A 24,417-nucleotide genomic window follows, 5' to 3' on the forward strand; every position below is an offset into this window, starting at 1 on the left:
ACAACAATTAGTCCAAATATTCTTAATCATTCTCAGGCTCTTATTACTTACTTAAATGTGCTTCAACCCTGTCAATTGAAAAATGATTATATTTGCAAAAATATTTTTCTCACTTAAAACGTTTATAGCATGCAACTGTATAACACCTTAAGCGCAGAAGAAAGAGCTCAACTTATTGATGAAGCTGGTAAGGAACGCCTTACGTTGTCTTTCTATGCGTATGCCAAAATTGAAGATCCCAAAAAATTTCGCGACGAATTATTTATAGCCTGGAACGCACTTGATGCGCTTGGTCGTATCTATGTTGCCCATGAAGGTATTAATGCTCAGATGAGTGTTCCTGCGGATCAATTTGAGGCTTTTCGTAATACACTGGAAGCCTACGACTTTATGAGAGGGATCCGTTTAAATGTAGCGGTTGAGCACGATGATTACTCTTTTTTAAAACTGACTATAAAAGTCAGACATAAAATTGTTGCTGACGGTTTGAATGATGATTCTTTTGATGTTACCAATAAAGGAATTCACTTAAGGGCTCAGGAATTTAATAATTTACTTGATGATCCGAATACGATTGTTGTTGATTTTAGAAATCACTACGAAAGTGAAGTAGGTCATTTTGAAGGGGCTATTACTCCTGATGTGGAAAATTTCAGAGAAAGTTTACCGATTATCAACGAGCAGTTACAGGATTTTAAAGAAGATAAGAACCTGCTAATGTACTGTACAGGCGGAATACGTTGTGAAAAAGCCAGTGCCTACTTCAAGCATCAGGGTTTTAAAAACGTTTTCCAGCTGGAAGGCGGAATTATTGAATATACCCGTCAGATTAAAGAAGAAGGGATTAAAAGTAAGTTTATTGGGAAGAACTTTGTATTTGATCACCGCTTAGGTGAAAGAATTACAGATGATATTATTGCACAGTGCCATCAGTGTGGAAAACCTTGTGACAACCATACGAACTGTGCTAACGATGCCTGCCACTTGTTGTTTATCCAGTGTGACGAATGTAAAGCTGCCATGGAAAACTGTTGTTCTACAGAATGTTTGGAAATCATACATTTGCCTTTGGAAGAACAGTTGAAGCTAAGAAAGGGGTTGCAGGTTGGAAATAAGGTTTTCAGAAAAGGGAAATCGGATGCGTTGAAATTTAAAAAATCAGGTGACCTTCCTGATAAGCCTTTGGCGAAAGTTGAAACAAAGAATATCCGTCAGAAAATAGCCGTCAAAAAAGTGTTAGTCGGAAAGGCAGAACATTATTATACAAAATCGAAAATCGGACAGTTTTTAATTGAAAACAAAGAGCTTTCAGTAGGCGATAAAGTATTGATTTCAGGCCCAACAACAGGTGAGCAGGAATTGACCATTACTGAGCTTTATGCCAATGGAGGTCCTTGTGAAACAGCAAAAAAAGGAGATCAGATCACTTTTGAGCTTCCGTTCAGAGTTCGTCTGTCAGATAAATTATATAAGATTCTGTAAGCTTTAAACGCCTGATAACGATGTTGAAATCAGAACTTAGAAAAAAATACATGCAGAAAAGAAAAGCCTTGTCAACTGATGAGGCTTTCTTGTTATCTGAAAAAGTTTTTGAAAATTTTGTTGATTTTTTTAAGCCTTTACCCGGTCAGAAAGTTCACATTTTCATTCCGATTGAAAAATTTAAAGAAATTGATACTCAAATATTCATTAACTATTTTTTAAGCCGGAATATCAGAGTTTTTGTGCCTAAAATTGTTGATGCTAAATTAATATCCGTAGAGATTTTTAATGATACAGAATTCGAAACTAATGAATGGGGTATTTCGGAGCCCGTTTCTAATGAAGATTCCGGGTTTTTAGATTTTAATTATGTTATTACGCCTTTGCTCTATTGTGATAAAAGAGGAAACAGAGTAGGCTACGGAAAAGGATTTTACGATGCTTTTTTTGATAGGATTCCTTCCGAAACAAAAAAAATCGGAGTTAATTATTTTAACCCCGATGAAAATATTGATGATGTATGGGAAAATGATATTCCTCTGGACTATTTGGTGACACCTGCTGATGTGCTGTCTTTCTTTAGCGGATCAGAATAAAAATCTAAGAAATAAAACTTAAATTCCTTTTTAATCATTGGAGTAGAAAGCAAAATATATTGGGCATTTTTCTCAAAAGTTCCCAGGGATTTATTTTTTGAATCAAAATATTCCAGGTTGAATTTTGCATAATCTAAAGTATCCTTTTTATAGAATTCTTTGTAAACGTTCAGGTTATTTACTTTCACCGATTTTACTTTAAGGCTGTCCAGCTCATGGAAGAGTTTTTTGAACGTAGTAGAGTCGGGCTTGTGAAAATAACTTTCCATCTGAGAATAGATAAATGTATCTACCTCAGTATTTCTGTTTCCGGACAAATATAAGGTAGAAAGATCCAGAAGCTCCTGTACTTTCTGCTTGGTAATGGAATTGATGGCCTGCATACTGTCCATCTGTACGGCAGGGTAACTTTTTACATTGTTGCTGTTTCTTAACTTATCCAGATCGCTTACTTCTGTCTTCTTATTGTTGCAGGAAACAAATGCTAAGAAGAGTATGGCGAAAATTAAAAAATTATTTATTCTTTTCATCTGTGGATGCGATTTTAAATTTAATAGATACTATTTTTCCCTTATCTTTTTTCATTTCAATTACACTTAGGTTTTTCAGGGATGTGGTAGGTGTTGTTACCAGTGTAATGTATTTTTGCTTGTCAAGCCTTTCTATGCCATAAGTATTATTATCATACACTTGGTAAATAACGGCACTGTTGCTGATCAGGTTTTCCAGTTCGTTTCTTTTCTGCTTAATGAGGGCTACCTGTTCCTGTGAATTGCCGCCTTTTACATCTTTAATGGAGAAGTAATAAGCTGCCATTTTGTAATCATCCGGTTTCAACTCGATTATTTCTTCATCCGGGGCATTTTCCAGATTTCTGTTGACTTCCAGATATTCATAGAAAGGTGCCGTAATCTGCATTTTGATGTTCTTATCCTTGGTGGAATAGTAAAAACATTCTCCGGGCTTCAATTTATAAAGAAGGGGAGATTCATTGGTTTTGATTATTCTTATTTCAAGAGTGTTGATGACAGAAACGCCACGGTCTTTATCAATAAAACAGTATTTGTAAGTTTTAGAGAAAATCTGATCCTTAAATCCAAGAACTCCGGTAATGGCAATTAAAACAGAGGTAACAATAGCCCACGCATTTTTTTTAAGCAGATTTTTTCTTACGGGGGAAGGTTGTATTTCTGCTTGCTTGGCTGTTGCTGTATTTATTGTAATTAATTGATTATCATATGTTGATTTTTGTAAATCAACGTTTTCCTGGATTTTTTGTTCTGTTTTTTGAGGCTGAATTTCTGTTTTGGGAAGTTCAGGAGCCGAAGAGACTGTTTTTTCTAATTCTAAGATTTCCTCCTGCTCAAGATCATCATTTTCCTGCAGTAATTCTCCTGCAAAAAGATGTTGTTTCTTGAAGTCGTACCATGAGTCGTATCCCGCATAAATACTCAGTAAATTGAGCATGTCAATCCTGGGTAATTTGGTGACCGGCGAAGTTTTGAAATAAGTGTAAAATGACTTTTCACTGATGTTGCCTTTGGCTTTTTTGCGAAGGTCTTCCTGGAAATATATGATATCTATCCCTTTCCATTTTGAAATATCATCATGGGAAGAGTTGGATTCTTTTAAAAATTCAGTCTGAACATCTTTTTTCAGCTGTTCAAAATGTAATAGATCTAAATCTGTCAATTTTATTAAATAATTAAATTGTTGATTATCAGTATTGTTTTTTTGTAAAACTATTTTACAAAGGTATTACAATTATTTTTCATAAACAACTTTTGTATCTGGTCTACCTTTGTCTTGTTCAAATAACAGAACAGAAGAAATTTATAAAAAACAATATTAACAAAATTAAATTTAATTTATTATGAAAAAGTCGTTATTCGTAGCTGCTATCGCTGCAATCTCTCTAGTTGCTTGTAAAAAAACTGAAGCTACTTCTACTGAAGGTGCTGCTGATTCTGCTGCTGCTAACGTAGCTGATTCTGCTGCTGTAGTTACTGATTCTGCTGCTAAAGTAATTGATTCAGCTGCTAACGTTGCTGTTGATGCTACTAAAGATGCTGCTGCTGCTACAACTGCTGCTGGTGCTGATGCTGCTAAAGCTACAACTGAAGCTGCTGCTGACGCTGCTAAAGGTGCTGCTGATGCTGCTAAAGGTGCTGCAAAAGATGCTGCTAAAGAAGTTAAAGACGCTGCTAAGAAATAATTCTAGCATTAGCTTAACAATAAAAGAACCGTTTCACCCTGTGAGACGGTTTTTTTATGCTTTAAACTTTAGACCTTAACCTCTCTGTCATTGCGAACCAAAGGCGAAGCAATCTCATCGGGCTAAATAACAAAGTCCAGATTCCCTTATCCCTTCTTTTGCCTTAAAGACTCATAGCAGGTAATGGCTACGGCATTGCTCAGGTTCAAAGAGTCAATACTTCCTGCCATAGGAATCAGCGTATTTTTTCCTTTTCCAACCCAGAAATCACTTAATCCTGAATGCTCGGTTCCGAACAATACGGCAGAGCGCTGTTTGAAATCTCTTTTATAAAGATCTTCAGCAGTCTCATCCATAAGAGTCGTATAAATGTTGAAATTGTTTTTCTGAAGAAATTCAAAAGTTTCTTCATTTTCAGCATCATAAACTTCCATGCCGAAGAGGCATCCGACACTTGACCGTATCACATTAGGGTTATAGAAGTCAGCTTTTCCGTCCGCTACAATAAGGGCATCAATTCCGAAAGCCTCGCAGCTTCTCAGGATAGCACCCAGATTACCGGGCTTTTCTACACCTTCTACAATGATGATGGTAGAATTTTCTTTGGGAATAAATGATGAAAGGAAATTTTCTTTGGTTTTATAAATTCCTATAATTCCTTCAGAGCTTCCTCTGTAGGCTATTTTTTCATATACTTTTTCACTTACAAAATGGATTTTACCTTCCGGAAGCTTTCCCTTAAAGATATTTTCGCAGATAAAAAATTCATTAGGTTCAAAATCATATTGTAAAGCTCTTTCATTTTCCTGTTGCCCTTCAACCACAAAAACCTTTGATTTTTTACGGAACCTGTTGTCAGCCAGAAGTTTGGTGACGTTTTTTATTTTATCGTTTTGAAAACTTTCTATCAACATGCTGCAAAATTATGCAAAATTTATTTTTAAATATTAAATGAGAAGTCCCAAAGCTAATCCGAGACTCGTCGAATTAATTATTCTTCTGGGGTTTCAAGTGTTATTTGTGAATCATCAATAATGTTTAATGTCGAAATTTCTTCATTTGTTTTTGCTCGTGTAACTAGATTTTCAGGAAGCGATTTTGTTGCTCTTGCGCCCATTAATTTTAACTTTTGTACCGTTACGACCAGATTTCCTCGTCCATCTATGAGTTTATTCATTGCTCCTTCATATTCAGATTTTGCCTCTTCCATTTTTTTTCCGACTTTAAGCAGATTAGTGACGAAACCATCAAACTTATCGTATAAAGCCCCTGCCTGACGTGCTATTTCTATAGCATTATCCTGCTGCTTTTGATTGGTCCACATGCTGTCAATGGTTCTTAGAGTTGCTAATAATGTGGAGGGGGTTACAATAACTATATTTTTTTCAAAAGCTCTATTATATAATTGATTGTCATCATTCAATGCTATCGCAAAAGCTGGTTCTATAGGAATAAACAGCAGGACGAAATCGGGACTTTCCATTTCATATAGATTATGATAATTTTTTGTTCCTAATTGTTCAATGTGTCTTTTTAACGAAGAAATATGTTCTTTTAAAAATTGAATTTTTATTACATCATTTTCTTCATTCACATATTTTTCATAAGAAACTAAAGAAACTTTTGAATCTATTATCATTTTTTTTCCATCGGGAAGATTTATGATTACGTCTGGAAGGACACGATTTCCTTCTTCAGTCAAATGGCTTTTTTGAATTTCATATTCGCGTCCTTTTTCAAGTCCCGATTTTTCTAAAACTCTTTCCAGAACCAATTCTCCCCAGTTTCCTTGTATCTTACTATCTCCTTTCAATGCCTTAGTTAAGTTTAAGGTTTCCTTACTCATTTGGATATTCAAATCCTTTAATCCAATAATTTGTTCTCTTAAAGCGGCATGATAGTCAATACTCTCTTTGTGAGTAGATTCTACCTTTTTTTCAAAATTATTTATTTTCTCTTGAAGCGGATTTAAGAGGTTTTTTATATTGAGTTGATTTTGCTCTGTAAATTTCTCTGACTTTTCTTCTAAAATTTTATTGGCAAGGTTTTCAAACTGCAGTTTAGATTCTTCCTGAATCTTAATGATTTCTTCTTTCTGAGTATCAAGAGACCGCTGCAGACTTTCATTTTTAGCAGTAAGCTCCGAGTTTTTAGCAAAAAAATGCTGCTTCTCAGAGATAAGGTTTTCTATTTGGGCAGTTTGTTTTGAGTTAAGCTGTTTCTGTTCTAAAAATTGAGCATTTAAAGAGGCATGTTCTGCAGAAATTTTTGCATACTCATTTTTCAGATCATGCAGGAGATCGGTCTGCTGTTGGTTCAGTTCTTTTTCCTGGCTGATATTTTGGCCCAGTTCCTGAACTTTCAGATTAAGATTTTCAAGATCCGAATGATTTTTAATATGCAGATTATTCAGTTCGTCATAAGAATTTCTTGAAACCGTAGACGATTTTAACGCGAAATACAAAATAACGGCGCCCAGAATTCCGCCGGCAATAAACCCAATAATTAAATATGTCATCTCCATGTTTCAAAATTACAAAAAGAAAAATTGATTTCTTTTACGGGAAACCGTTAAAATTTTGTAGAATGGGGTGGTAGTTATTATTTATAATATTCAATATCTATCATATGAATCTGGAAAGGCAGATTATTTTTTAATAAGATTAATTTATCGGGATTTTTGTGCTTGTCTTTATGAGATGTCTGAAATCTGTAAGCAATGGTTTGGGCAGTCAATAGATCTTTTACATCATACCCTGAAATAAATCCTTCTTCATTGTAATAATAATCGACAAATGAATGGCTTTTAAGTTGACCGCTCTGATTGTCATAAATCATGCGTTCGTTGCTTTTTATTCTTAAAAGTTCATTATACCTATATTTATCTTTTGATACCAGCCTGTTCTGTAAGTCATACAGGTCGATGAGATATCCGCCCTTTTGATGAGTAATTTTTGCTCTGAGCCTGACTTCTCCATCTCTGCTTAGGGAATATCCTGTTCTCAATCCGTTTTTAAATTCATACTCGGTTATTTGCCGGTCTTTATTGCTTTGATATGATTCTTTTGTAGCATTTCCATCTTCATTATAATAACGGGTTTTCACAGATATTAAGGAATCTGCAGGTTTATCTTTTATGGAATCGCTGTATATTTTGATTGTAATTGAACGTATTTTTCCCTTATATCCTGAATTAATGATTTCAGGGTATTTTTTATTTTGAGCTGTACAAAAAATACTTAGATAAAATAAAAACAAGATGCTAAGGTTCCTTTTCATTTTGAGAGATAGAATGTTTCTGCTTATTAAATATGATAAAAAAGTGAGCCGGAAGACTCACTTTATATTTGTTGATCAGATTATGGAGTGATGGTAATCGGATCTGGAAAAGGTTCAAGAACCAATGGTTTGCACATGGCGGCCACTTCACATCTTCCGCCCATACATATATAATTTGTCATAGTGGTGGTGCCGTCAGGGCATCTGATCATGGCTTCACCAGGGCATCCTCCTGGGCATTGTGCCGGATATAAATTTCCGCCGAATACATTTTTCAGCTCTGTTCTCGAAAGTTTTGTTACGTTCATTTTTTTCATGGAATTAATTTTTTGATGGTTTAGTTTGTATGAATCTGAAAATGAACCTCTAAGGTAATAAAAAAATAAATCACTATGAAGTTACATAATGATTTATTTTAGATTGATATTTAAGGAAGAATGTTTTCTATGGATTCTCTTTAGATATTTCTCCGTGATGTTTTAAATACAAAGGCAATGCAGCGGATCCGTACCAGGGGAAGATTTCATAGCTGAAGACTCCGGCCTGTACCGCAGGATCGGTTTTAACCCATTGTTCAGCTTCCTCTTTGGATTTTGTATTGAAAATGAACATACCGCGGTAGTTTTCTTTGTTTTGTTCAAGGAAAGGTCCGGCCACCACAATCTTTCCTTCGTCAGCCAGCTTTCCGATGTTTGCCATATGGCCTTTCATCAGTTCGCCCATTTTGGCTTTATCATCGATTTTTGTGCTGCCTGAAGTGAGCATCACGATCGTATAGGGCTTCATTCCATACTTATCAGCACCGAGAGATGTTGCCAGCTCCTGGTTGAATTTTGGTTTTTCTGCTTTCTTTTCCTGGGCAAAGGATAAAATTCCCGCCAAGAGGGTAAGGGATAAATAAATTTTTAATCTCATATCATCTATTTTTAAAAGTCTAATGTCTGACGTCTGATGTCTGAAATCTACTACTAATCTTTTATTCTTAAAAACTCTTTGGCGAGTTCAATCATTTTAGGATCACCGGTATATTTTCCGTGCTCGTCGGAAAGCTTTACTGTGGCAATCCATTCCTTGTTTGGTGCCTGTACTCCGATCAGTTTCATGACGATATTCATTGGTTTTAAACCTACATCATTGGTAAGATTGGTTCCGATCCCGAAGGATACGCCTATCTTTCCTCTGCAGTAATTGGTGATTTCTTCTACTTTTTCCAGATTCAAAGCATCAGAAAAGATGATGTATTTAAATAGAGGATTGATTCCGTTATTGGTATAGTGGGCTATTGTTTTATCTGCAAATTCCAACGGATCACCACTGTCATGACGTACGCCGTCAAAAAGTTTGGCAAATTTTTTATCGAACTGCTGAAAGAAAACATCGGTAGTATAAGTATCTGAAAGCGCAACTCCAAGATCGCCTCTGTAAACATCTACCCAATGCTCCAGAGCCATTTCATTGGCCATTTTAAATCCATATTCTGCAGCATGGAACATAAACCATTCGTGTGCGTGGGTACCAATTGGTTTTACACCATATTTCATGGCAAAATGAACATTGGAGCTTCCGATAAAAGTTGATTTTTTATTGTGGGTTAAAGCTTCCATAACCAGATTCTGTACTTTATAAGAATGTCTTCTTCTGGTCCCGAATTCTGCAAAATTCACCCCTAATCTCGCCAGTGAGTCCGCTTTTTCCAGTGTTCTGTTCATAACGACCTCATTGGAATCTCTTTCCATATGATTCATTTCGTAATGAAGCTCGCTGATCAGGGCAAGAAGGGGAACTTCCCAAAGAATGGTTCTGTACCAGAGCCCTTCAACGGTTACGGAAAGCTCACTGCCTTCCTGGCGTATTTTTACTTCAGACGGATCATAATGATAGCCTTCTAAGAAATCCAGATAGGGAAGATCTATATATGGACAGGTTCTTGCCATGAATTTTTTTTCCTCCTTGGTCAGCTTTAATTCTGCCATTTTATTGACCGCTTCTTTTAAGGCAACATCAAAACCTTCCGGAAACTGATGTTTTCCTCTGTTGATGAATTCATATTTTACAATGGAGCTTGGGAATAATTTTACCACTGCATTTTGCATCGTTATTTTATAGAAATCGTTATCCAGAATAGAGTTTAATCGAACGTCGTACATAATATGTGTAATTTTAACGCAAATATAGTTATTTAAAATAAAAATCGCCTAAATGTAAGACGATTTTTTTTAATCAGTTGATTTTTGTCAGTTACTTCCCTAAATAGGAATTGTACATCCATACTTCTTTTTCCTGTTCAGTAATATAGTCACTCATCTGAGAATTGGTTCCTTCATCTCCTGCGGCATCTGTAATGTCCAGAAGTTCTCTCTGCAGATCGATGACAACTTTGAAAGAGTTCAGGATAAGCTCAACGCTTTTATTGGCATCCGTTACTTCCTTGCTTTCTTTGATGGTAGCTACTTTTAAATAGTCTGAATAGTTGTGGGCAGGGGTGGCACCTAGTGTAAGGATTCTTTCTGCGATCTCATCGATCTTCAATACAAGGCTGTTGTACAGTTCCTCAAATTTAGGATGGAGGGTAAAGAACTGGTCTCCTTTTATATTCCAGTGTGAACCTCTTGTGTTTTGATAAAATATTGAATAATTGGCTAGAAGAACATTTAGTTTTTCTGAAATATTCTTACAGTCAGCTTCTTTCAGGCCGATAATGCTTGCATTTTTCATATGTTTATTTTTTATGCTAACAAATTTAGAAAATATTATGCCGAAAACACAGGTTTACGATTGATGATACTTATCTTTGATATTTTTATAATTGATCTTAAAAAATGCAGTCATTCCGAAATTTGGGGCTAAGAAATTTTTTTATCTCGTTTGCTGTTTTTTTTACGGTGTGCTTGTTATACTATATCAACTCAGTTTCAAAAACAGGAGGCCATTATATTTATCTTCTGGATGATGCGTATATTCATTTAGCTGTGGCGAAAAATTTCGCGCTCCACAATATCTGGGGAATTACGGAATATAAATTTTCTTCTGCTTCTTCTTCACCATTATTTACATTTATCATCAGTGTTTTAATTAAAATAATTGGGAATAATGATCAGATTCCGTTGTATTTTAATGCTGTTTTCAGTGTCGGGATTATTTATTTTCTTACCCAATATTATGGAGACATTTTTAATGATGTAAAGAAGACGGTTTCAGCAGTACTCTTTACATTATTCTTCGCTGTTCTTCATTTACAGCTGCTTGCCGGGATGGAGCACATCTTTCAGGTATTTCTTTTTGCAGTAAATATTTTTTGTTTTTACAGACGGGATAAAAATAAATGGGCACTTGCTGGATTTTATGGTACCATTTTCCTGATGGGGCTTACGCGTTTTGAAAGTATGTTTTATTTTACAGTGATGGCTTTTGTTCTGATCTTACTTAAAAAATGGAAGGACGCTGTTGGGGTACTGCTGGCTGGCTTTATCCCGATTATTATTTTTTGTTACTTTAATAATCAGCAGTCCGGCTACTTCTTCCCCAATTCTGTAGTGGTGAAAGGAACAAAACTGAGTTTCGATTCACATTTCCTGATCCAGCTTAAAACTATTGTATTCGATAACTTTTTGTTGAATATCAGCTTTTATAAAATAGGGCTGTTTCCTCTTTTATTGTGTGCCATCTTTATCGGCAGAGATTTAAAAAGTAAAACGTTCCGGGAGGCTGTTGGGAATAATTTCTTTCTTATTGTGTTTTCTTTAACGACGATCTGTCATTCCATGTTTGCAGATTTTAGAGGACTCTTTCGCTATGAAGCTTATCTTCTTGTGGGATTTTCAATGGCGCTTATTCCAAAGGTTAAAGATTTTTTCTCAGATTTTAAAAAGTATGGCAGGAAAGAAATGCTCATCAGCATACTGACTGTCATGAATGTTCTCCTTCTGGCCTATAAAAGCTGGATCGCTCATAAGGTAATTGATAATGGAGGGAAAAATATTTATGAACAGCAGATACAGTCCGCGAGATTTTTACATACCTATTATAACAGCTCTAAAATAGTGGCTAATGACATTGGTGCGATTAGTTACTATACAGATATTCATTTGTTGGATATTGTCGGTTTGGGCTCTGAGGAGACAATTGTTTTTAATGAAAACAGAAAATTTTTTGATCCTAATTTTGAAGGTTTTCTTACCCGTTACTGTCTGGAAAACAAATATGATATAGCAATAGTATATGATGAATGGCTTCAGGGGCATATTCCCCAAAATTGGAAAAAAGCAGCCGTGCTGAAGATTAAAAACAAGGTAACTGTGGCCAGGCTGCAGGTATCTATATATTCTATTAATGGAGATAATTTTCAGCAGCTACAGCAAAATATAAGGAATTACAACTGGGATAAGAATGTAACGGTTGTATTAAAGGATTAAACGTAACTAGCTGTTAATTAATTTTTAGTAAGATCTTTTATTTATACTCAAGTGTTTGTTAATTAAAAAAATATTCCTATTTTTGCACCCTAAAATAAAAAGCAATTAAATGCCTACTATTCAACAATTAGTAAGAAAAGGAAGAGCCACGCTTGCCAAGAAGAGCAAATCGGCTGCCCTTGATTCTTGTCCACAAAGACGAGGTGTATGTACGAGAGTATATACTACCACTCCTAAGAAACCTAACTCTGCACTTAGAAAAGTTGCAAGGGTAAGACTTTCTAACGGGAAAGAAGTCAACGCCTACATCCCGGGCGAAGGACATAATCTTCAAGAGCACTCGATAGTATTGGTAAGAGGCGGAAGGGTGAAAGACCTACCGGGAGTACGTTACCACATCGTAAGAGGTGCTTTAGACACTGCAGGTGTAAATGGAAGAACACAGAGAAGATCGAAGTATGGAGCTAAGAGACCTAAGCCAGGTCAGGCAGCTGCTGCACCAGCAAAAGGAAAGAAAAAATAATCATTAAATAAGGTACAGAAGCAATGAGAAAGACAAAAGCGAAAAAAAGACCGTTGTTACCAGATCCGAAGTTTAATGATCAATTGGTAACTAGATTCGTAAACAACCTAATGCTTGACGGTAAAAAGTCAATTGCATTCAAAATTTTCTATGATGCATTAGATATCGTAGAAACTAAAAAAGGAGATAACGAAAAAACTGCACTTGAAATCTGGAAAGATGCACTTACTAATGTAATGCCTCACGTAGAAGTACGTTCTAGAAGAGTAGGTGGAGCTAACTTCCAAATCCCTATGCCAATCAGAGCTGATAGAAAAATTTCTATGGCAATGAAATGGTTAATCAAATATTCAAAAGCTAGAAATGATAAGTCTATGGCTTTGAAATTGGCTAATGAAGTAGTAGCTGCTTCAAGAGAAGAAGGTGCTGCTTACAAAAAGAAATCTGATACTCACAAAATGGCGGAAGCTAACAAGGCTTTCTCACACTTTAAATTCTAATTAGAAATGAGTAGAGATCTTAAATTTACAAGAAATATTGGTATTGCCGCACACATTGATGCAGGTAAAACTACCACTACAGAAAGGATTTTATTCTATACAGGGGTAAACCACAAAATTGGTGAAGTTCACGATGGTGCTTCTACAATGGACTGGATGGAGCAGGAAGCAGAAAGAGGTATTACCATTACTTCTGCTGCAACTACTTGTTCTTGGAACTTTCCAACTGATCAGGGGAAGCCTGTAGCTGAAACTAAACCTTACCACTTCAACATTATCGATACACCGGGACACGTTGACTTCACTGTAGAAGTAAACAGATCTTTGAGAGTATTGGATGGATTGGTATTCTTATTCTCTGCAGTAGATGGAGTAGAGCCTCAGTCTGAAACAAACTGGAGACTTGCTGACAACTACAAAGTAGCGAGAATGGGATTCGTAAACAAAATGGACAGACAGGGTGCTGACTTCTTGAACGTTGTAAAACAAGTAAAAGAAATGTTAGGATCTAATGCAGTTCCAATCGTTTTACCAATCGGTGCTGAAGAAGATTTCAAAGGTGTTGTAGACTTAATTAAAAACAGAGCGATCATCTGGGATGAAGCTGGACAAGGTGCTACTTTCGAGGTAGTTCCAATTCCGGAAGACATGAAAGATGAAGTTCTTGAATACAGAGAGAAATTAGTAGAAGCTGTTGCTGACTACGATGAGACTTTGATGGAGAAATTCTTCGAAGATCCGGATTCAATCTCTGAAGACGAAATCAACGAAGCTCTAAGAAAAGCTACTATTGATTTATCTATTATCCCAATGACTTGTGGTTCTTCATTCAAGAATAAAGGAGTACAGTTTATGTTGGATGCAGTATGTAAATACCTGCCTTCTCCATTGGATAAAGATGATATCAAAGGTACTGACCCTAGAACTGACGCTGAAATTACAAGAAAACCAGACGTAAACGAGCCGTTCTCGGCTTTAGCATTTAAGATTGCTACTGACCCGTTCGTGGGAAGATTAGCATTCTTCAGAGCATACTCTGGAAGACTGGATGCAGGTTCTTATATCTTGAACACCCGTTCAGGAGATAAAGAAAGAATCTCAAGAATCTATCAGATGCACGCTAACAAGCAAAATCCTGTAGAATATATTGAAGCAGGAGATATTGGTGCAGCAGTAGGTTTCAAATCTATCAAAACAGGTGATACAATGTGTGACGAGAAAAACCCAATCGTTCTTGAATCGATGGTTTTCCCTGATCCGGTAATTGGTATCGCTGTTGAGCCTAAAACTAAAGCTGACCAGGATAAAATGGGTAACGCTCTGGCTAAATTAGCTGAAGAGGATCCAACATTTACGGTTAGAACAGATGAGGCTTCAGGACAAACGATTATCTCTGGTATGGGTGAGCTTCACCTTGATATCATCGTAGATCGTATGAGAAGAGAGTTCAAAGTAGAAGTAAACCAAGGTCAGCCGCAGGTAGAATACAAAGAAAATCTTACAAAAGTTGCTCAGCACAGAGAAGTTTACAAAAAACAATCTGGTGGTAAAGGTAAATTTGCGGATATCGTATTTGAATTAGGACCAGCTGACGAAGGTAAAATAGGTTTAGAATTTATTAACGAGATCAAAGGTGGTAACGTTCCTAGAGAATTTGTTCCTGCTATTGAAAAAGGCTTTAAAGCTGCAATGAAAAACGGTCCTTTGGCTGGTTTCGAAGTTGAAGGTATTAAAGTAGTTCTTAAAGACGGATCTTTCCACGCAGTGGATTCTGATGCACTTTCTTTTGAAATGGCTGCTAAATTAGGATTTAAAGAAGCGGGACGTGCTGCTAAGCCAGTAATCATGGAGCCTATTATGAAACTGGAGGTTGTAACTCCGGAAGAATATATGGGTAATATCATTGGTGACCTTAACAAGAGAAGAGGTACCATCAGTGGTCAGGAAGAGAAAAACGGAGCTGTTGTAATCAAAGGTTCTGTTCCACTTTCTGAAATGTTTGGATATGTAACTACTCTAAGAACACTTTCATCAGGAAGAGCTACTTCTTCTATGGAATTAGAGAAATACCAGGCTACTCCACAAAACGTTGCTGAAGAAATCATTGCTAAAGCAAAAGGTTAATTTTTTAAACTAAAGAAATGTCACAAAGAATCAGAATAAAACTAAAATCTTACGATTACAACTTGGTAGACAAGTCTGCTGAGAAAATCGTAAAAACGGTAAAGGCTACTGGTGCTGTTGTAAACGGGCCAATTCCATTGCCAACAAATAAGAGAATCTTCACGGTGTTGAGATCTCCACACGTAAACAAGAAAGCAAGAGAGCAGTTCCAATTATCAGCTCACAAGAGACTGATGGATATCTACTCTTCTTCTTCTAAAACTGTAGATGCTCTAATGAAATTAGAGTTACCAAGCGGTGTAGACGTTGAAATTAAAGTGTGATAATTGCATACTTTGCAATGATTATAGAATCCGTTCCTTTTTAGGAACGGATTTTTTTATTTTAAAAACCGAATGTAAAATGTAATACCGTTTACCTTATATTCAGATCATCAAAATTCATCTTTTTTATCATTTCGCTTCTCATAGAGATAAGTCTGCTTTTTCCATGTACCTTTTAACGATGCTCCGGGATCCTTAAAATATCCCCATAACAGCTACAGGCTCATTTATAATCTGATAATGCTTAGTTCAAGTCCAATGAGATATGTCAGCTTGATTTATTTATTTAGAATTAATAAAAATAATAATTTCGTAAAAAATTATCAGATGAATAAAGTAGTATCCTTTTCTTTGCTTGTACTGGGTGGGGTTTTTGTAAACGCACAGCAAGTGAATGATTCTATTAAAAAATCAAAAGAGATTGATGAAGTAGAATTATTTGGTGAAAAAAAGAAACAGCCTGTAGGCTTAGAAGCTATTACAAGGCTTCCCTTGAAAACCAGAGACCAGATCCAGAGTATTTCCGTGATCTCCCATAAGGCCATTGAAGAGCTTGGGGCTCTTACAGTAACGGATGTTGCGAAAAATGTACCGGGCGTCACTCTGTTTTCGAGCTACGGCGGAGGAAGCGAAAGTATGTCTATCAGAGGGTATCGTGGAGTACCGGTATTGAAAAACGGAGTTCAGATGGATTCCGATTTCCGAACGGCAGGAATGATCACAGATATGCAGGGAGTTGAAAACATTCAGGTGATTAAAGGATCTGCAGCTGTGAGCCAGGGAATAGGGAATGGTTTAGGTTCAGCAGGAGGTGTGATAAATGTGGTGACCAAAAGACCACAGTTCATTGACCAGACCCATGTGGGATTCCGTTACGGAAGCTGGGATTTTTACAGGCCTACGGTAGATTTTCAGAGGGTTTTGGATTCTCAGGGGAAAGTAGCTGTAAGATTCAACGGGGCTTATCAGAAGAATAATTCTTTCAGGTCTCATGTAGAAGGAGAGAGAATTTATATCAACCCATCCGTGTCTTACCGCCCGGACGATAAAACGGAGATCAATGTAGAGATGGATTATCTTCATGATAACCGTACTCCTGACAGAGGAACTATTAATACAGCACCTGGTGATGTGGAAGCACTATACCATATGCCAAAAGGGAAATTCTTAGGATATACTTCTGACTATTCAAAAACAGAGACCTTCAATTTTGCCACAACAGTGGTTCGTAAGCTTAATAATAAATTAAAGATAAGAGCCGCTTTTATCAATTCCACAAGCAGTTCAGACAGTGAAGCCTCTTCCATATCATTACCGACCAACGAAACGAACTATAATATCAGGCAGCATACCATTGGTAAATCTCAGGGAGAAGATATCAATAAAGTCCTGCAGCTGGATTTCATTGGGGAGCAGATAAAAACAGGCTTTATTAACCATACATTCCAGGTTGGATTTGACTGGAGGGAAACAGAAACATCTGCTGTTACCTATGAGGCATATAAAAATTCCATTGCTCCTGAAGACTTAATTACTGCCCGCCCGACAAAAATCGGAGCGATAACGTATGATGCCAATCCTCTCGATATTTTTGATGTGGTCAACGGGACAATACCAAACCAGGTTCCTGTCAATGTAATTTATAAAAACCTGGGACGTTCAAACCCTGTCCTCACGCCAAGCATTGGTGCTATGGCACAGGATGTAATGTCAATCGGCGGGTATGTAAAAGCTCATCTGGGAATCAGGTACAGCAGGCTCAATGGCTCTTCCAATGAAACTGTAGATACCTGGAACCCGTCTTTTGGACTGATCGTTTCACCGATTCAGAATATCAATATTTTCGGATCCTACACCACGACTACCTCTTTAAGGGCTTCTAATAATATCCTTCAGGCAGGTGGAAGGGTAGGAGCTTCGCATACAAAACAATGGGAAGCCGGCATTAAATCTGACTGGTTTAATGAAAGATTGAGATTTAATGTTACCTTATTCGATATTAACACAGATAATCTTTCATTCCAGATCCTTGATAAAAACTACCAGCCAATAAAAGATGATAAAAATAATATCCTTTACGGGCTTGCCGGTAATCTGAGAAGAAAAGGAATGGAGGTTGAGCTGATCGGAAGAATTCTGCCCAACCTGCAGGTAATGTCCGGATGGGCATATCTGGATGCACAGTATCAGGAGAGTCCTGCTTACATCAACGGTTCTGCGCCCATGAATGCTCCGAAGCATACAGCAAACGGGTGGTTGAACTACAAATTTATTACAGGAGCGTTAACGGGTCTTGATGTGGGAGCGGGAATCTATTATGTAGGGAAAAGACCGGTGGATGAGTGGACTCAGAAGACATTTACAGCAGGTCATCTTAACAGCGTAAGAGCCGGGGATAAGCCTTTTGATATGCCGGAATATACTACAGTAGATGCCCAGGCAGGATACACTCTTAAAAACGGTTTGGGACTAAGAGTATTCTTCAATAACATTTTCGATTCTGTAGGATACAGTTCGTACTTCAGAGGTGGTTATATTGATCAGATCCAGCCAAGAAACTTTGCTGTACAGGTAAACTATAAATTCTAATCTTATGAAAAGTACACAAAAAATATTTTTAGCCTTTGCTATAGGAACATTATTCGTATCATGCCGTTCCGAAGCAGAGCTTTCCGACGAGGAGCTTAAATACATCAATGAAAAAGGATTCAGGGATTTTTATCAATCCAATCATATGAATAATAGCTGGCAGCAAAACACCTGGAATAATGGAATGCCTGGTGTAAAGAAGACCCGCTTCGGAAACGATTTGCCTTCAGGCAGTACAAAAACAGTTGATCCATCTGAAGAAATACTTTTCGGAAAAAAATAATAAACATTCATTCATATCAAATTTTAATTAGAAAACATTAAGGCAGTCCATCTGTCTTAATGTTTTTGCTTTATGAAGCCATTCCATCTTATTTTTAAGGCACCGGAAAGAATAAAAGTAAAGCAGGATAATAATCCGGTTAAATTTTTCATTCTTTTCCACTGTTTCTCAACTTTCTTTACTTCCGATTCAAGTTAATTCTATAAATTTATTATTTAAAAGAATTGATATTATGAGTCATAAGAACAATAATCTCTTTGAGAAGTTTTCAGATTGGGCAACCAAATTTACAGGAAGTTCATATGCATTTATCGGAGCCGTACTTATTGTTATAGTATGGGCAGCTTCAGGACCTATTTTTGATTATTCTGAAACCTGGCAGCTGGTCATTAATACCGGAACTACCATTATCACTTTCTTAATGGTCTTTTTAATTCAGAAAGCACAGAATAAAGATTCCAAAGCCATACAAATTAAGCTTAATGAGCTTCTTGCGGCTAATGAAAAAGCCAGCAACAGAATTGTGGATATAGAAGACCTTACGGAAAAAGAACTGGACCAGCTCCACTGCTATTATGAAAAGTTAGCCGATTTTGCGGAAGAAGATAACGATATCCATACCTCGCACTCAATAGATGCAGCTAAAAGAAATCAGAATTACAAGCATGATATCTTTAAAACAAAGCATGAAGAATGGCTTCAGAAACAGCAAGAAAAAAAGGAATCGTAATGATTCCTTTTTTCTTTTTTGTATACGTTAAAAATTATCTTTTCAGGAAATATCCGAAATAGCTGCAGCTGCCTGCAAGTCCTTTCATGGTTTCCGAATCTGCATACTGGGACTTCAGCTGTGCAAAATACGTTCTGTATTTCTGGTTCCTGATATTATCGAGTTCAGCCTGGTGTGCCTGTTCCTTTTCAGAATACTGAGGATCCGAATAGCTGATGTTCGCTGCATTTTTCGCCTCATACTGATAATACTTCCCTTGTTCTGCGCTGGCCATCTGGAAAAGGACTCTTGCTCTTTGTTCCTTGTCTTTCGACAGTTTCAGGGTCTTTTGGTAATAATTGATTGCGAGATCAAAATTATCAGGTTCCACATAGGTGGTATAAAGGAAGTTCTTATAATAATACTTATAAGGATTCTTTCTGTCCGTATTCCAGAAATCATACTTTCCACCGTTGGTGTTGTCGATGTCCATCACAAAAAGCTGGCGGTAATATCCTAAGCTGGAAGTATTGTACAGTAGGTTCCCGATAAGCTGGTTCGCTTTCGATGCCTTTTCATCTGTCCCGTTACCAATCTTTTTAAGCTGGATCAGCGCATCGGCAAGTTCCAGTTTATTCATGCTGGCTTTAATGAAAGGGAAGGCAGAATAATCTTCGGTTTCCATGCTTTCAGTTTCAGGACTTCCGAAACTTTCCCATACATTGTGCCCGAAAACAAGACTCGAAATATCCCTGAAGCCATTATATTCGCCGGCTGCATATTGCTTTTGGGTGATTTTTTCACCTTTATCCGTCCAGTCGTAATTCATTCTTGGAATTCCTGCAAATCCCTGGGCTTTTTCATAATAAGATTTAGCCTTTTCAAAATCTGCCTGCTTCATGGCTCTGTCCCCGTAGATCATGCTGAAGAAAGCATCTATATTGCCTACATTGTCCATGTTTTTGGCGATGATCTGCTGCTCAAACTGCGTCTTATTCGGTTTTTTGTAAAAGTCTTCAACACTTTTCACCAGACTGGAATTCGGGTTATACTGAAGATCCGAAAGTTTATTGCTCATCAGGAACGATTTTCCGTCTTCCCCCTGCAGAAAGTAGCGGTTGGCAAGAACATCTTTCAGGAAGTCCGCCGTAGATGGCGTCTCACCGTAATAATCATAATCTGCAACTGCGGCAGTGTCTTTTTTTACTTCTTTTTTTACGAAATAATCAGCATAGTCTTTCATCAGGTGATCTTCGAATTCCGCATCGATCTTTGGATGCGAAACAATATCATTCAGAACCTTCATTCTTTTTATTTCTTCAAGATATTCCGGATTTGTTGTTTTGATCTCCTCCAGAATCTCAGAGCTGCCTTCGTAATCTTTTTTCAGAAACTTAAGATAGGCATCCGCAATCTGCCAGTATTCATCCTTAGATACTTTCTTGGTTTTCTCTGTGAATTTTTCCAGATCGTTCAGGTAATCTTTCGTTTTTTCATCATAGCCGTAGCCGGATTTAGTGTAGAAAGGAATTCTGTCCGGATTGTTCAGCAGTTCATCATCACTCTGATCATTTTTTTCTCCGGTCACGCTGTCAGATTTTGATCCTCCGAAAAGATTTTTAAAGAATCTTACGATCTTCTGCCAGAACGAAAGCTTTTCTTCTTTTTTTACTTTAGCAGGATCAGCCTTGGTATCCTTGGTAGTAGTGGCATGATCATCAGCATTTCCTTTCTGCATGTATACATTGTCAGAAGCATCCGAAGTATAGTAATAGATCGGCAGATAGCTTCTTTCCAGCTCGTTGATGCTTCTTACCGCCATTACTTTCAGGATCTCAGAATCCGGATTAATGTCATACATCTTTTCCATGATAGGAATGGGATTCGTAAAGCCTTCGTAGCCCAATAAGAAGTAAGCCATATTCTTTTCATCATTGGTACCCGCCCTCTTCATAATATTGCTGAAAGAAGCCGTATCCGAAAGTTTCATCGAGACAAAAGCAGATTCCTTACGGTCTTTGCTGTTCATGAAAACCTGGAAGAAATTCCAGTTCGCATCCGCGTTCATTTCCTTTCCTCTCTGGGCACCGGCAAGCTGGTCAAGGGCCATAAAATATACAGTGCCTTTCTGCTTGATGGGTTCTATATAAGTTTTGAAAGCCTCCAGCGCAGCATCATAGTTTCTGGTGTAATGATTAAAACGTACCAGCTGATATCCGTAACGCTGCTTGATCTCCGGATTTCTGGTAGCGTTGTATAAAGAAGTCAGTGCATTCACTGTTTTGGCATAATCAATAGAAGTGGCATTTTCCTTTTTTGAAGGACCATAGCTGTAAAAAGAATCGGGGCTTTCAACGTAATTGATGCTCATATAAGGCTCCAGATATTTGGCTTCAATTAAATAATCAATTCCTTCCCGGTACTTTTGGTAGAATCCGGTTCCCAGTTTCTGCAGCAGCGGATTGGTGGGTGTTCCGTTTTTCAAAGCATTAAGATCATTCATGCTGATCTTGTATACCAGGTTTTCCGTTTCTGCGTAGTTCAGCTGATTATTGAAAAACTTTTTCCAGGTCTCAATATTATCGTCAGGAATCTGAATACCTTTATAATCACCATAGAATCTGTTAGAATAGGTAAGCAGGAAAGGAAGATAAGATTTATCCTTTATAATGCTCTGCGTAAACAGATTGAAATATTCATAATCGGGGTCTGACCACGCGCAGGCGTCAGATTTAGTATAAAAAAGCGATAGAACCGCCAGTGAAAGAATATACTTTTTCATATAGTTGATGGTGTTTATTTTTTTAAGATCAAAACAATTCAAAAGGCTTAACAGCCTTCATTCATTTTTAGCAAGATTTTAAAATCTGTTTAATGGCTTAATCTGTATGAGATGAAAAACTTTAAAAAGTTCGGTTATTTACAAATTTACTATCTAATTGATAATAAATTATATTAAAATCAGGTATTTTTTTCTCCAGAAAACGGATGACATCCTGCAGCTGATCTTCTGATATTTCTTCGACCTTTATCCTGAAGCCTTTGCTCAGGAAACTTCCGAAATAGAAACCGTCTTTGATAATTTCAACTTCATGATCCGAAATCTTTTTAAACGCAGGGTTTTCAAGATCTTTTATGGATAAGGCATTAATTAATTTATGCTTTTCAAGATGATTGGTAACAATTCCCCAGGAATAGATAGGCAGTGCAACTTCAATTTTTTTAACGGGATAGTCTTCCAGTTTTGAAAGATAGCTCTTTAATACCGTCACATCCAGGATAGAGTTTTTATTGGAGTTCTCCAGTGGCGAAGAAGTAGAGTAGCACATCAGGTAGACTTTTTCTACGGGTGGTACTCCGGTCTGGCCTTTATCTTTAACCTGATGAAGGCGCAGGGTACAGGTGATCTCTTTTCCGGAAATCTTTTTCAGCTCCTTTAAAAATTTAAAATAATCATTTCTTGTCCCGGCTGTCCAGTCACAGTCGATCTGAATTTCATTGTTAACTTTTAAACTATATTCCTGGGCTTTTTTCTGAATCAGCTCGTGAATGTTTTTGGCAAGAAAGCTTATCTCTTCCGCTGAAATACGGTACATCGACTGGTTCGTGATAAAAACGGTAGGAACAATCTGCCTGTTTATCTGGAAACTGTCGTCTTTGGTTATCACAGCAACCGGCTGAAACTTTCCGGCAGATTTGTCTATATCGAAAAATCTTGTGTATACATAAGGAACTGTAGCCTGATCCAATGCTTTTTTCTCTTCCTGGCCCAGTTTAAGATGCGTCTTCCAGTAATAAAAAGTATAGGGGTGGTTCTTTTTTCCGCTACATGAAACAATGAGAAAAAGGGCAAGGAGGGCCTTTAGTACTTTCATCGTTTATACAGTTTGCTTTCGCAGGTGCAGATATCCTGTGTTGCGCTTTCCATGCTTGAACAGCAGTCTTCGGATTTTCTGATATTTCCTTCTTTATCCGTCAGGTATATGGTATCCTTATCGAATTTCACATAAAAGTTTTCACCATATGTTTTGAAATCTACCTTCATTACCTTTGGATTGTATTTTCCTGCATTCACTTCCTCGGTAGTTTCAGTGTTGTCCGCCTGATTAACCTGAACAAACCCGAAATAAACGTCGCCGTTTTTCTTCACATCCAGGTAATAAGATGGCGTTCCCGATCCGCTGAATCCTTCAATGATATTAAAACTTCTGTACCCGACAAATGGTGCTTTTGTCTGGGCAAACGATAAAATGCTGATGCATAAGATCACTAAGCTGAAAATCTTTTTCATATATTTTTTTTTCAAAAGTAAAAATATTTAAGCAAAAATGAAACCGTAAAAACCCGGTGATTGCTTGGTGGAGGCGGTTATGAATTTTTTTTAACCACAAAAGGCACAAAAGTTTTTTAAATACTTTAGTTATTTTAAAGTTACATACATTGTGTATATAAAATACACTTAAGTGGATAAATGAATCAAAATCTTTTATGGCCTTTGTGGTTTAATTTTCATCAGTAAACAGAAAAACCACTCCAAATAGGAATGGTTTTATAATTGATTTAAAATTCAGATTAGAAAACAGTTGCTGCCAGTTGTATTCTTGCATATTTATTGGAAGGATTCCACATGGCCATCATAGAAACCGGAAGACTGTAATGCTCGGTAATTTTAATGGTTTTGCCTGCTTTTACACCTACATTAACAATGTCAAAACTGTTTTTACCATTGCCATAAAGGAAATGCTTGTCGTTGAGGGCAAATCCGGCACCAACAAAAGCATCCAGATTTACCTTCTCTCCGGCGATGACCGGATAGCTCGCCTGAATATAGGTAGAATACTTATTCTTTTTATAGCTTCCATCAGATTCCAGAACCACTTCTCCCGCATTGGCTCCTCCGTACAACATAATGTCCGCTTCAATATTCAGTGGGAATGAAGGTCCGAAAGTATAATTGGTTCTAAGATCAATAATATGGGCAGTTCTTCTTTGTGAGTAACTGAAAATGTCGTCTGCAGCTACAGTAGTATTAATGTTTCTGGAATTATACAAGTCCCACAATCCAATATAAAAACGGTTATGAGAGTATTGGATGTAATAGTTGATCTCCTTATAATGGGTGCCATCTTTATCATCAGCTAATGCCGAAGCGCCCCAAATACCAATTTTCCATTTTTTTTCCGAATCTAAGGCATAAGAGAGATTTCCCATTACAACCGGCTTGTCTGTAATAATCAATCCTCTCCACAAATGGTTGTTTTGAATATTGGCAGTAAAATCCAGTCTGTTGCTTTTGACTGCTTCTTCGTTCTCCTGAGAGAAGAGTTTTCCTGTGCCTAAAATAATCAGGCATGCAATTTTTAAAATTTTCATCGGGTATTT

24 protein-coding genes are annotated in these 24,417 nt (G+C 37.0%); 11 read left to right on the forward strand and 13 right to left on the reverse strand.

Features of this window, described 5'->3' with window-relative positions; genetic code table 11:
- Window positions 1-129 precede the first annotated feature (129 nt).
- Complete coding sequence (gene trhO / locus AC4IFE_RS04310; protein WP_490755170.1) at window positions 130-1,482, forward strand: oxygen-dependent tRNA uridine(34) hydroxylase TrhO; 1,353 nt, start codon at window positions 130-132, stop codon at window positions 1,480-1,482.
- Between the two features lie 20 nt (window positions 1,483-1,502).
- The gene (locus AC4IFE_RS04315; protein WP_490755172.1) at window positions 1,503-2,078 is read left to right on the forward strand and encodes a 5-formyltetrahydrofolate cyclo-ligase; all 576 of its coding nucleotides are present in this window, start codon (window positions 1,503-1,505) and stop codon (window positions 2,076-2,078) included.
- Here the strand turns inward: AC4IFE_RS04315 and AC4IFE_RS04320 are convergent.
- Both AC4IFE_RS04320 and AC4IFE_RS04325 read right to left on the reverse strand, forming a co-directional pair.
- Window positions 2,027-2,608: a hypothetical protein gene (locus AC4IFE_RS04320; protein WP_490755174.1), complete on the reverse strand. Its 582-nt coding sequence runs from the start codon at window positions 2,606-2,608 to the stop codon at window positions 2,027-2,029. The genes AC4IFE_RS04315 and AC4IFE_RS04320 overlap by 52 nt on opposite strands.
- Window positions 2,592-3,770, reverse strand: coding sequence for a hypothetical protein (locus AC4IFE_RS04325; protein WP_490755175.1), 1,179 nt, complete (start codon window positions 3,768-3,770; stop codon window positions 2,592-2,594). The genes AC4IFE_RS04320 and AC4IFE_RS04325 overlap by 17 nt, the downstream gene beginning before the upstream one ends.
- Before the next feature lie 181 nt (window positions 3,771-3,951).
- Between AC4IFE_RS04325 and AC4IFE_RS04330 the strand changes: the two genes are divergently transcribed.
- Entirely contained in the window at window positions 3,952-4,293 is a 342-nt protein-coding gene (locus AC4IFE_RS04330; RefSeq protein WP_490755176.1) for a hypothetical protein, read from the forward strand.
- A gap of 146 nt (window positions 4,294-4,439) precedes the next feature.
- On the opposite strand, the gene AC4IFE_RS04335 is transcribed toward AC4IFE_RS04330, so the two are convergent.
- The 7 genes from AC4IFE_RS04335 to AC4IFE_RS04365 all read right to left on the reverse strand — a co-directional run bounded on the left by AC4IFE_RS04335 (window position 4,440) and on the right by AC4IFE_RS04365 (window position 10,287).
- Window positions 4,440-5,207 carry a TrmH family RNA methyltransferase gene (locus tag AC4IFE_RS04335; RefSeq protein WP_490755177.1) on the reverse strand — a complete coding sequence of 256 codons (768 nt, stop codon included), beginning with the start codon at window positions 5,205-5,207 and terminating at the stop codon, window positions 4,440-4,442.
- Between the two features lie 77 nt (window positions 5,208-5,284).
- Entirely contained in the window at window positions 5,285-6,817 is a 1,533-nt protein-coding gene (locus AC4IFE_RS04340) for a DNA recombination protein RmuC (RefSeq protein ID WP_490755178.1), read from the reverse strand.
- A gap of 77 nt (window positions 6,818-6,894) precedes the next feature.
- The gene (locus AC4IFE_RS04345) at window positions 6,895-7,572 is read right to left on the reverse strand and encodes a hypothetical protein (RefSeq protein ID WP_490755179.1); all 678 of its coding nucleotides are present in this window, start codon (window positions 7,570-7,572) and stop codon (window positions 6,895-6,897) included.
- Window positions 7,573-7,652: 80 nt separating this feature from the next.
- A complete protein-coding gene (locus tag AC4IFE_RS04350; RefSeq protein ID WP_490755180.1) occupies window positions 7,653-7,889 on the reverse strand; it encodes a hypothetical protein in 237 nt (78 codons plus the stop codon).
- A gap of 127 nt (window positions 7,890-8,016) precedes the next feature.
- Window positions 8,017-8,487 carry a YciI family protein gene (locus tag AC4IFE_RS04355; protein WP_490755182.1) on the reverse strand — a complete coding sequence of 157 codons (471 nt, stop codon included), beginning with the start codon at window positions 8,485-8,487 and terminating at the stop codon, window positions 8,017-8,019.
- Between the two features lie 53 nt (window positions 8,488-8,540).
- Complete coding sequence (gene pncB / locus AC4IFE_RS04360) at window positions 8,541-9,719, reverse strand: nicotinate phosphoribosyltransferase (RefSeq protein ID WP_490755183.1); 1,179 nt, start codon at window positions 9,717-9,719, stop codon at window positions 8,541-8,543.
- 91 nt (window positions 9,720-9,810) lie between these two features.
- Window positions 9,811-10,287, reverse strand: a complete 477-nt coding sequence (locus AC4IFE_RS04365) for a Dps family protein (RefSeq protein WP_490755185.1) — start codon at window positions 10,285-10,287, stop codon at window positions 9,811-9,813.
- A 173-nt stretch (window positions 10,288-10,460) separates the two neighbouring features.
- On the opposite strand from AC4IFE_RS04365, the gene AC4IFE_RS04370 reads away from it, so the two are divergent.
- From AC4IFE_RS04370 to AC4IFE_RS04405, 8 genes are all read left to right on the forward strand, one after another.
- Window positions 10,461-11,984 (forward strand): DUF8728 domain-containing protein, encoded by a 1,524-nt coding sequence (locus AC4IFE_RS04370; RefSeq protein ID WP_490755186.1) that lies wholly within the window; start codon window positions 10,461-10,463, stop codon window positions 11,982-11,984.
- A 109-nt stretch (window positions 11,985-12,093) separates the two neighbouring features.
- Window positions 12,094-12,507 carry a 30S ribosomal protein S12 gene (gene rpsL, locus AC4IFE_RS04375; protein ID WP_002983146.1) on the forward strand — a complete coding sequence of 138 codons (414 nt, stop codon included), beginning with the start codon at window positions 12,094-12,096 and terminating at the stop codon, window positions 12,505-12,507.
- Window positions 12,508-12,530: 23 nt separating this feature from the next.
- Complete coding sequence (gene rpsG, locus AC4IFE_RS04380) at window positions 12,531-13,007, forward strand: 30S ribosomal protein S7 (RefSeq protein ID WP_007839548.1); 477 nt, start codon at window positions 12,531-12,533, stop codon at window positions 13,005-13,007.
- 6 nt (window positions 13,008-13,013) lie between these two features.
- Complete coding sequence (fusA, locus tag AC4IFE_RS04385) at window positions 13,014-15,131, forward strand: elongation factor G (RefSeq protein WP_111957054.1); 2,118 nt, start codon at window positions 13,014-13,016, stop codon at window positions 15,129-15,131.
- 17 nt (window positions 15,132-15,148) lie between these two features.
- Window positions 15,149-15,454: a 30S ribosomal protein S10 gene (gene rpsJ / locus AC4IFE_RS04390; protein ID WP_002661363.1), complete on the forward strand. Its 306-nt coding sequence runs from the start codon at window positions 15,149-15,151 to the stop codon at window positions 15,452-15,454.
- A 327-nt stretch (window positions 15,455-15,781) separates the two neighbouring features.
- Entirely contained in the window at window positions 15,782-18,043 is a 2,262-nt protein-coding gene (locus AC4IFE_RS04395; RefSeq protein ID WP_490755187.1) for a TonB-dependent siderophore receptor, read from the forward strand.
- Between the two features lie 4 nt (window positions 18,044-18,047).
- Complete coding sequence (locus tag AC4IFE_RS04400; RefSeq protein WP_490755188.1) at window positions 18,048-18,326, forward strand: hypothetical protein; 279 nt, start codon at window positions 18,048-18,050, stop codon at window positions 18,324-18,326.
- 232 nt (window positions 18,327-18,558) lie between these two features.
- A complete protein-coding gene (locus AC4IFE_RS04405) occupies window positions 18,559-19,056 on the forward strand; it encodes a low affinity iron permease family protein (RefSeq protein WP_490755189.1) in 498 nt (165 codons plus the stop codon).
- Between the two features lie 34 nt (window positions 19,057-19,090).
- On the opposite strand, the gene AC4IFE_RS04410 is transcribed toward AC4IFE_RS04405, so the two are convergent.
- The 4 genes from AC4IFE_RS04410 to AC4IFE_RS04425 form a co-directional block, all read right to left on the reverse strand.
- Window positions 19,091-21,817, reverse strand: coding sequence for a hypothetical protein (locus AC4IFE_RS04410; protein WP_490755191.1), 2,727 nt, complete (start codon window positions 21,815-21,817; stop codon window positions 19,091-19,093).
- A gap of 121 nt (window positions 21,818-21,938) precedes the next feature.
- Complete coding sequence (locus tag AC4IFE_RS04415; protein WP_490755193.1) at window positions 21,939-22,910, reverse strand: hypothetical protein; 972 nt, start codon at window positions 22,908-22,910, stop codon at window positions 21,939-21,941.
- The gene (locus AC4IFE_RS04420) at window positions 22,907-23,326 is read right to left on the reverse strand and encodes a hypothetical protein (protein WP_490755194.1); all 420 of its coding nucleotides are present in this window, start codon (window positions 23,324-23,326) and stop codon (window positions 22,907-22,909) included. The genes AC4IFE_RS04415 and AC4IFE_RS04420 overlap by 4 nt, the downstream gene beginning before the upstream one ends.
- 281 nt (window positions 23,327-23,607) lie before the next feature.
- A complete protein-coding gene (locus AC4IFE_RS04425; RefSeq protein ID WP_490755196.1) occupies window positions 23,608-24,408 on the reverse strand; it encodes a hypothetical protein in 801 nt (266 codons plus the stop codon).
- Between the last annotated feature and the right edge of the window lie 9 nt (window positions 24,409-24,417).

The sequence above is a fragment of the Chryseobacterium sp. UF-81 genome, assembly GCF_058245105.1.

Coding starts and splice junctions, on each gene's coding strand:
- trhO (WP_490755170.1), top strand. CDS start 130: ATGCAACTGTATAACACCTTAAGCGCAGAAGAAAGAGCTCAACTTATT.
- AC4IFE_RS04315 (WP_490755172.1), top strand. CDS start 1,503: ATGTTGAAATCAGAACTTAGAAAAAAATACATGCAGAAAAGAAAAGCC.
- AC4IFE_RS04320 (WP_490755174.1), bottom strand. CDS start 2,608: ATGAAAAGAATAAATAATTTTTTAATTTTCGCCATACTCTTCTTAGCA.
- AC4IFE_RS04330 (WP_490755176.1), top strand. CDS start 3,952: ATGAAAAAGTCGTTATTCGTAGCTGCTATCGCTGCAATCTCTCTAGTT.
- AC4IFE_RS04335 (WP_490755177.1), bottom strand. CDS start 5,207: ATGTTGATAGAAAGTTTTCAAAACGATAAAATAAAAAACGTCACCAAA.
- AC4IFE_RS04340 (WP_490755178.1), bottom strand. CDS start 6,817: ATGGAGATGACATATTTAATTATTGGGTTTATTGCCGGCGGAATTCTG.
- AC4IFE_RS04345 (WP_490755179.1), bottom strand. CDS start 7,572: ATGAAAAGGAACCTTAGCATCTTGTTTTTATTTTATCTAAGTATTTTT.
- AC4IFE_RS04350 (WP_490755180.1), bottom strand. CDS start 7,889: ATGAAAAAAATGAACGTAACAAAACTTTCGAGAACAGAGCTGAAAAAT.
- AC4IFE_RS04355 (WP_490755182.1), bottom strand. CDS start 8,487: ATGAGATTAAAAATTTATTTATCCCTTACCCTCTTGGCGGGAATTTTA.
- pncB (WP_490755183.1), bottom strand. CDS start 9,719: ATGTACGACGTTCGATTAAACTCTATTCTGGATAACGATTTCTATAAA.
- AC4IFE_RS04365 (WP_490755185.1), bottom strand. CDS start 10,287: ATGAAAAATGCAAGCATTATCGGCCTGAAAGAAGCTGACTGTAAGAAT.
- rpsL (WP_002983146.1), top strand. CDS start 12,094: ATGCCTACTATTCAACAATTAGTAAGAAAAGGAAGAGCCACGCTTGCC.
- rpsG (WP_007839548.1), top strand. CDS start 12,531: ATGAGAAAGACAAAAGCGAAAAAAAGACCGTTGTTACCAGATCCGAAG.
- fusA (WP_111957054.1), top strand. CDS start 13,014: ATGAGTAGAGATCTTAAATTTACAAGAAATATTGGTATTGCCGCACAC.
- rpsJ (WP_002661363.1), top strand. CDS start 15,149: ATGTCACAAAGAATCAGAATAAAACTAAAATCTTACGATTACAACTTG.
- AC4IFE_RS04395 (WP_490755187.1), top strand. CDS start 15,782: ATGAATAAAGTAGTATCCTTTTCTTTGCTTGTACTGGGTGGGGTTTTT.
- AC4IFE_RS04400 (WP_490755188.1), top strand. CDS start 18,048: ATGAAAAGTACACAAAAAATATTTTTAGCCTTTGCTATAGGAACATTA.
- AC4IFE_RS04405 (WP_490755189.1), top strand. CDS start 18,559: ATGAGTCATAAGAACAATAATCTCTTTGAGAAGTTTTCAGATTGGGCA.
- AC4IFE_RS04410 (WP_490755191.1), bottom strand. CDS start 21,817: ATGAAAAAGTATATTCTTTCACTGGCGGTTCTATCGCTTTTTTATACT.
- AC4IFE_RS04415 (WP_490755193.1), bottom strand. CDS start 22,910: ATGAAAGTACTAAAGGCCCTCCTTGCCCTTTTTCTCATTGTTTCATGT.
- AC4IFE_RS04420 (WP_490755194.1), bottom strand. CDS start 23,326: ATGAAAAAGATTTTCAGCTTAGTGATCTTATGCATCAGCATTTTATCG.
- AC4IFE_RS04425 (WP_490755196.1), bottom strand. CDS start 24,408: ATGAAAATTTTAAAAATTGCATGCCTGATTATTTTAGGCACAGGAAAA.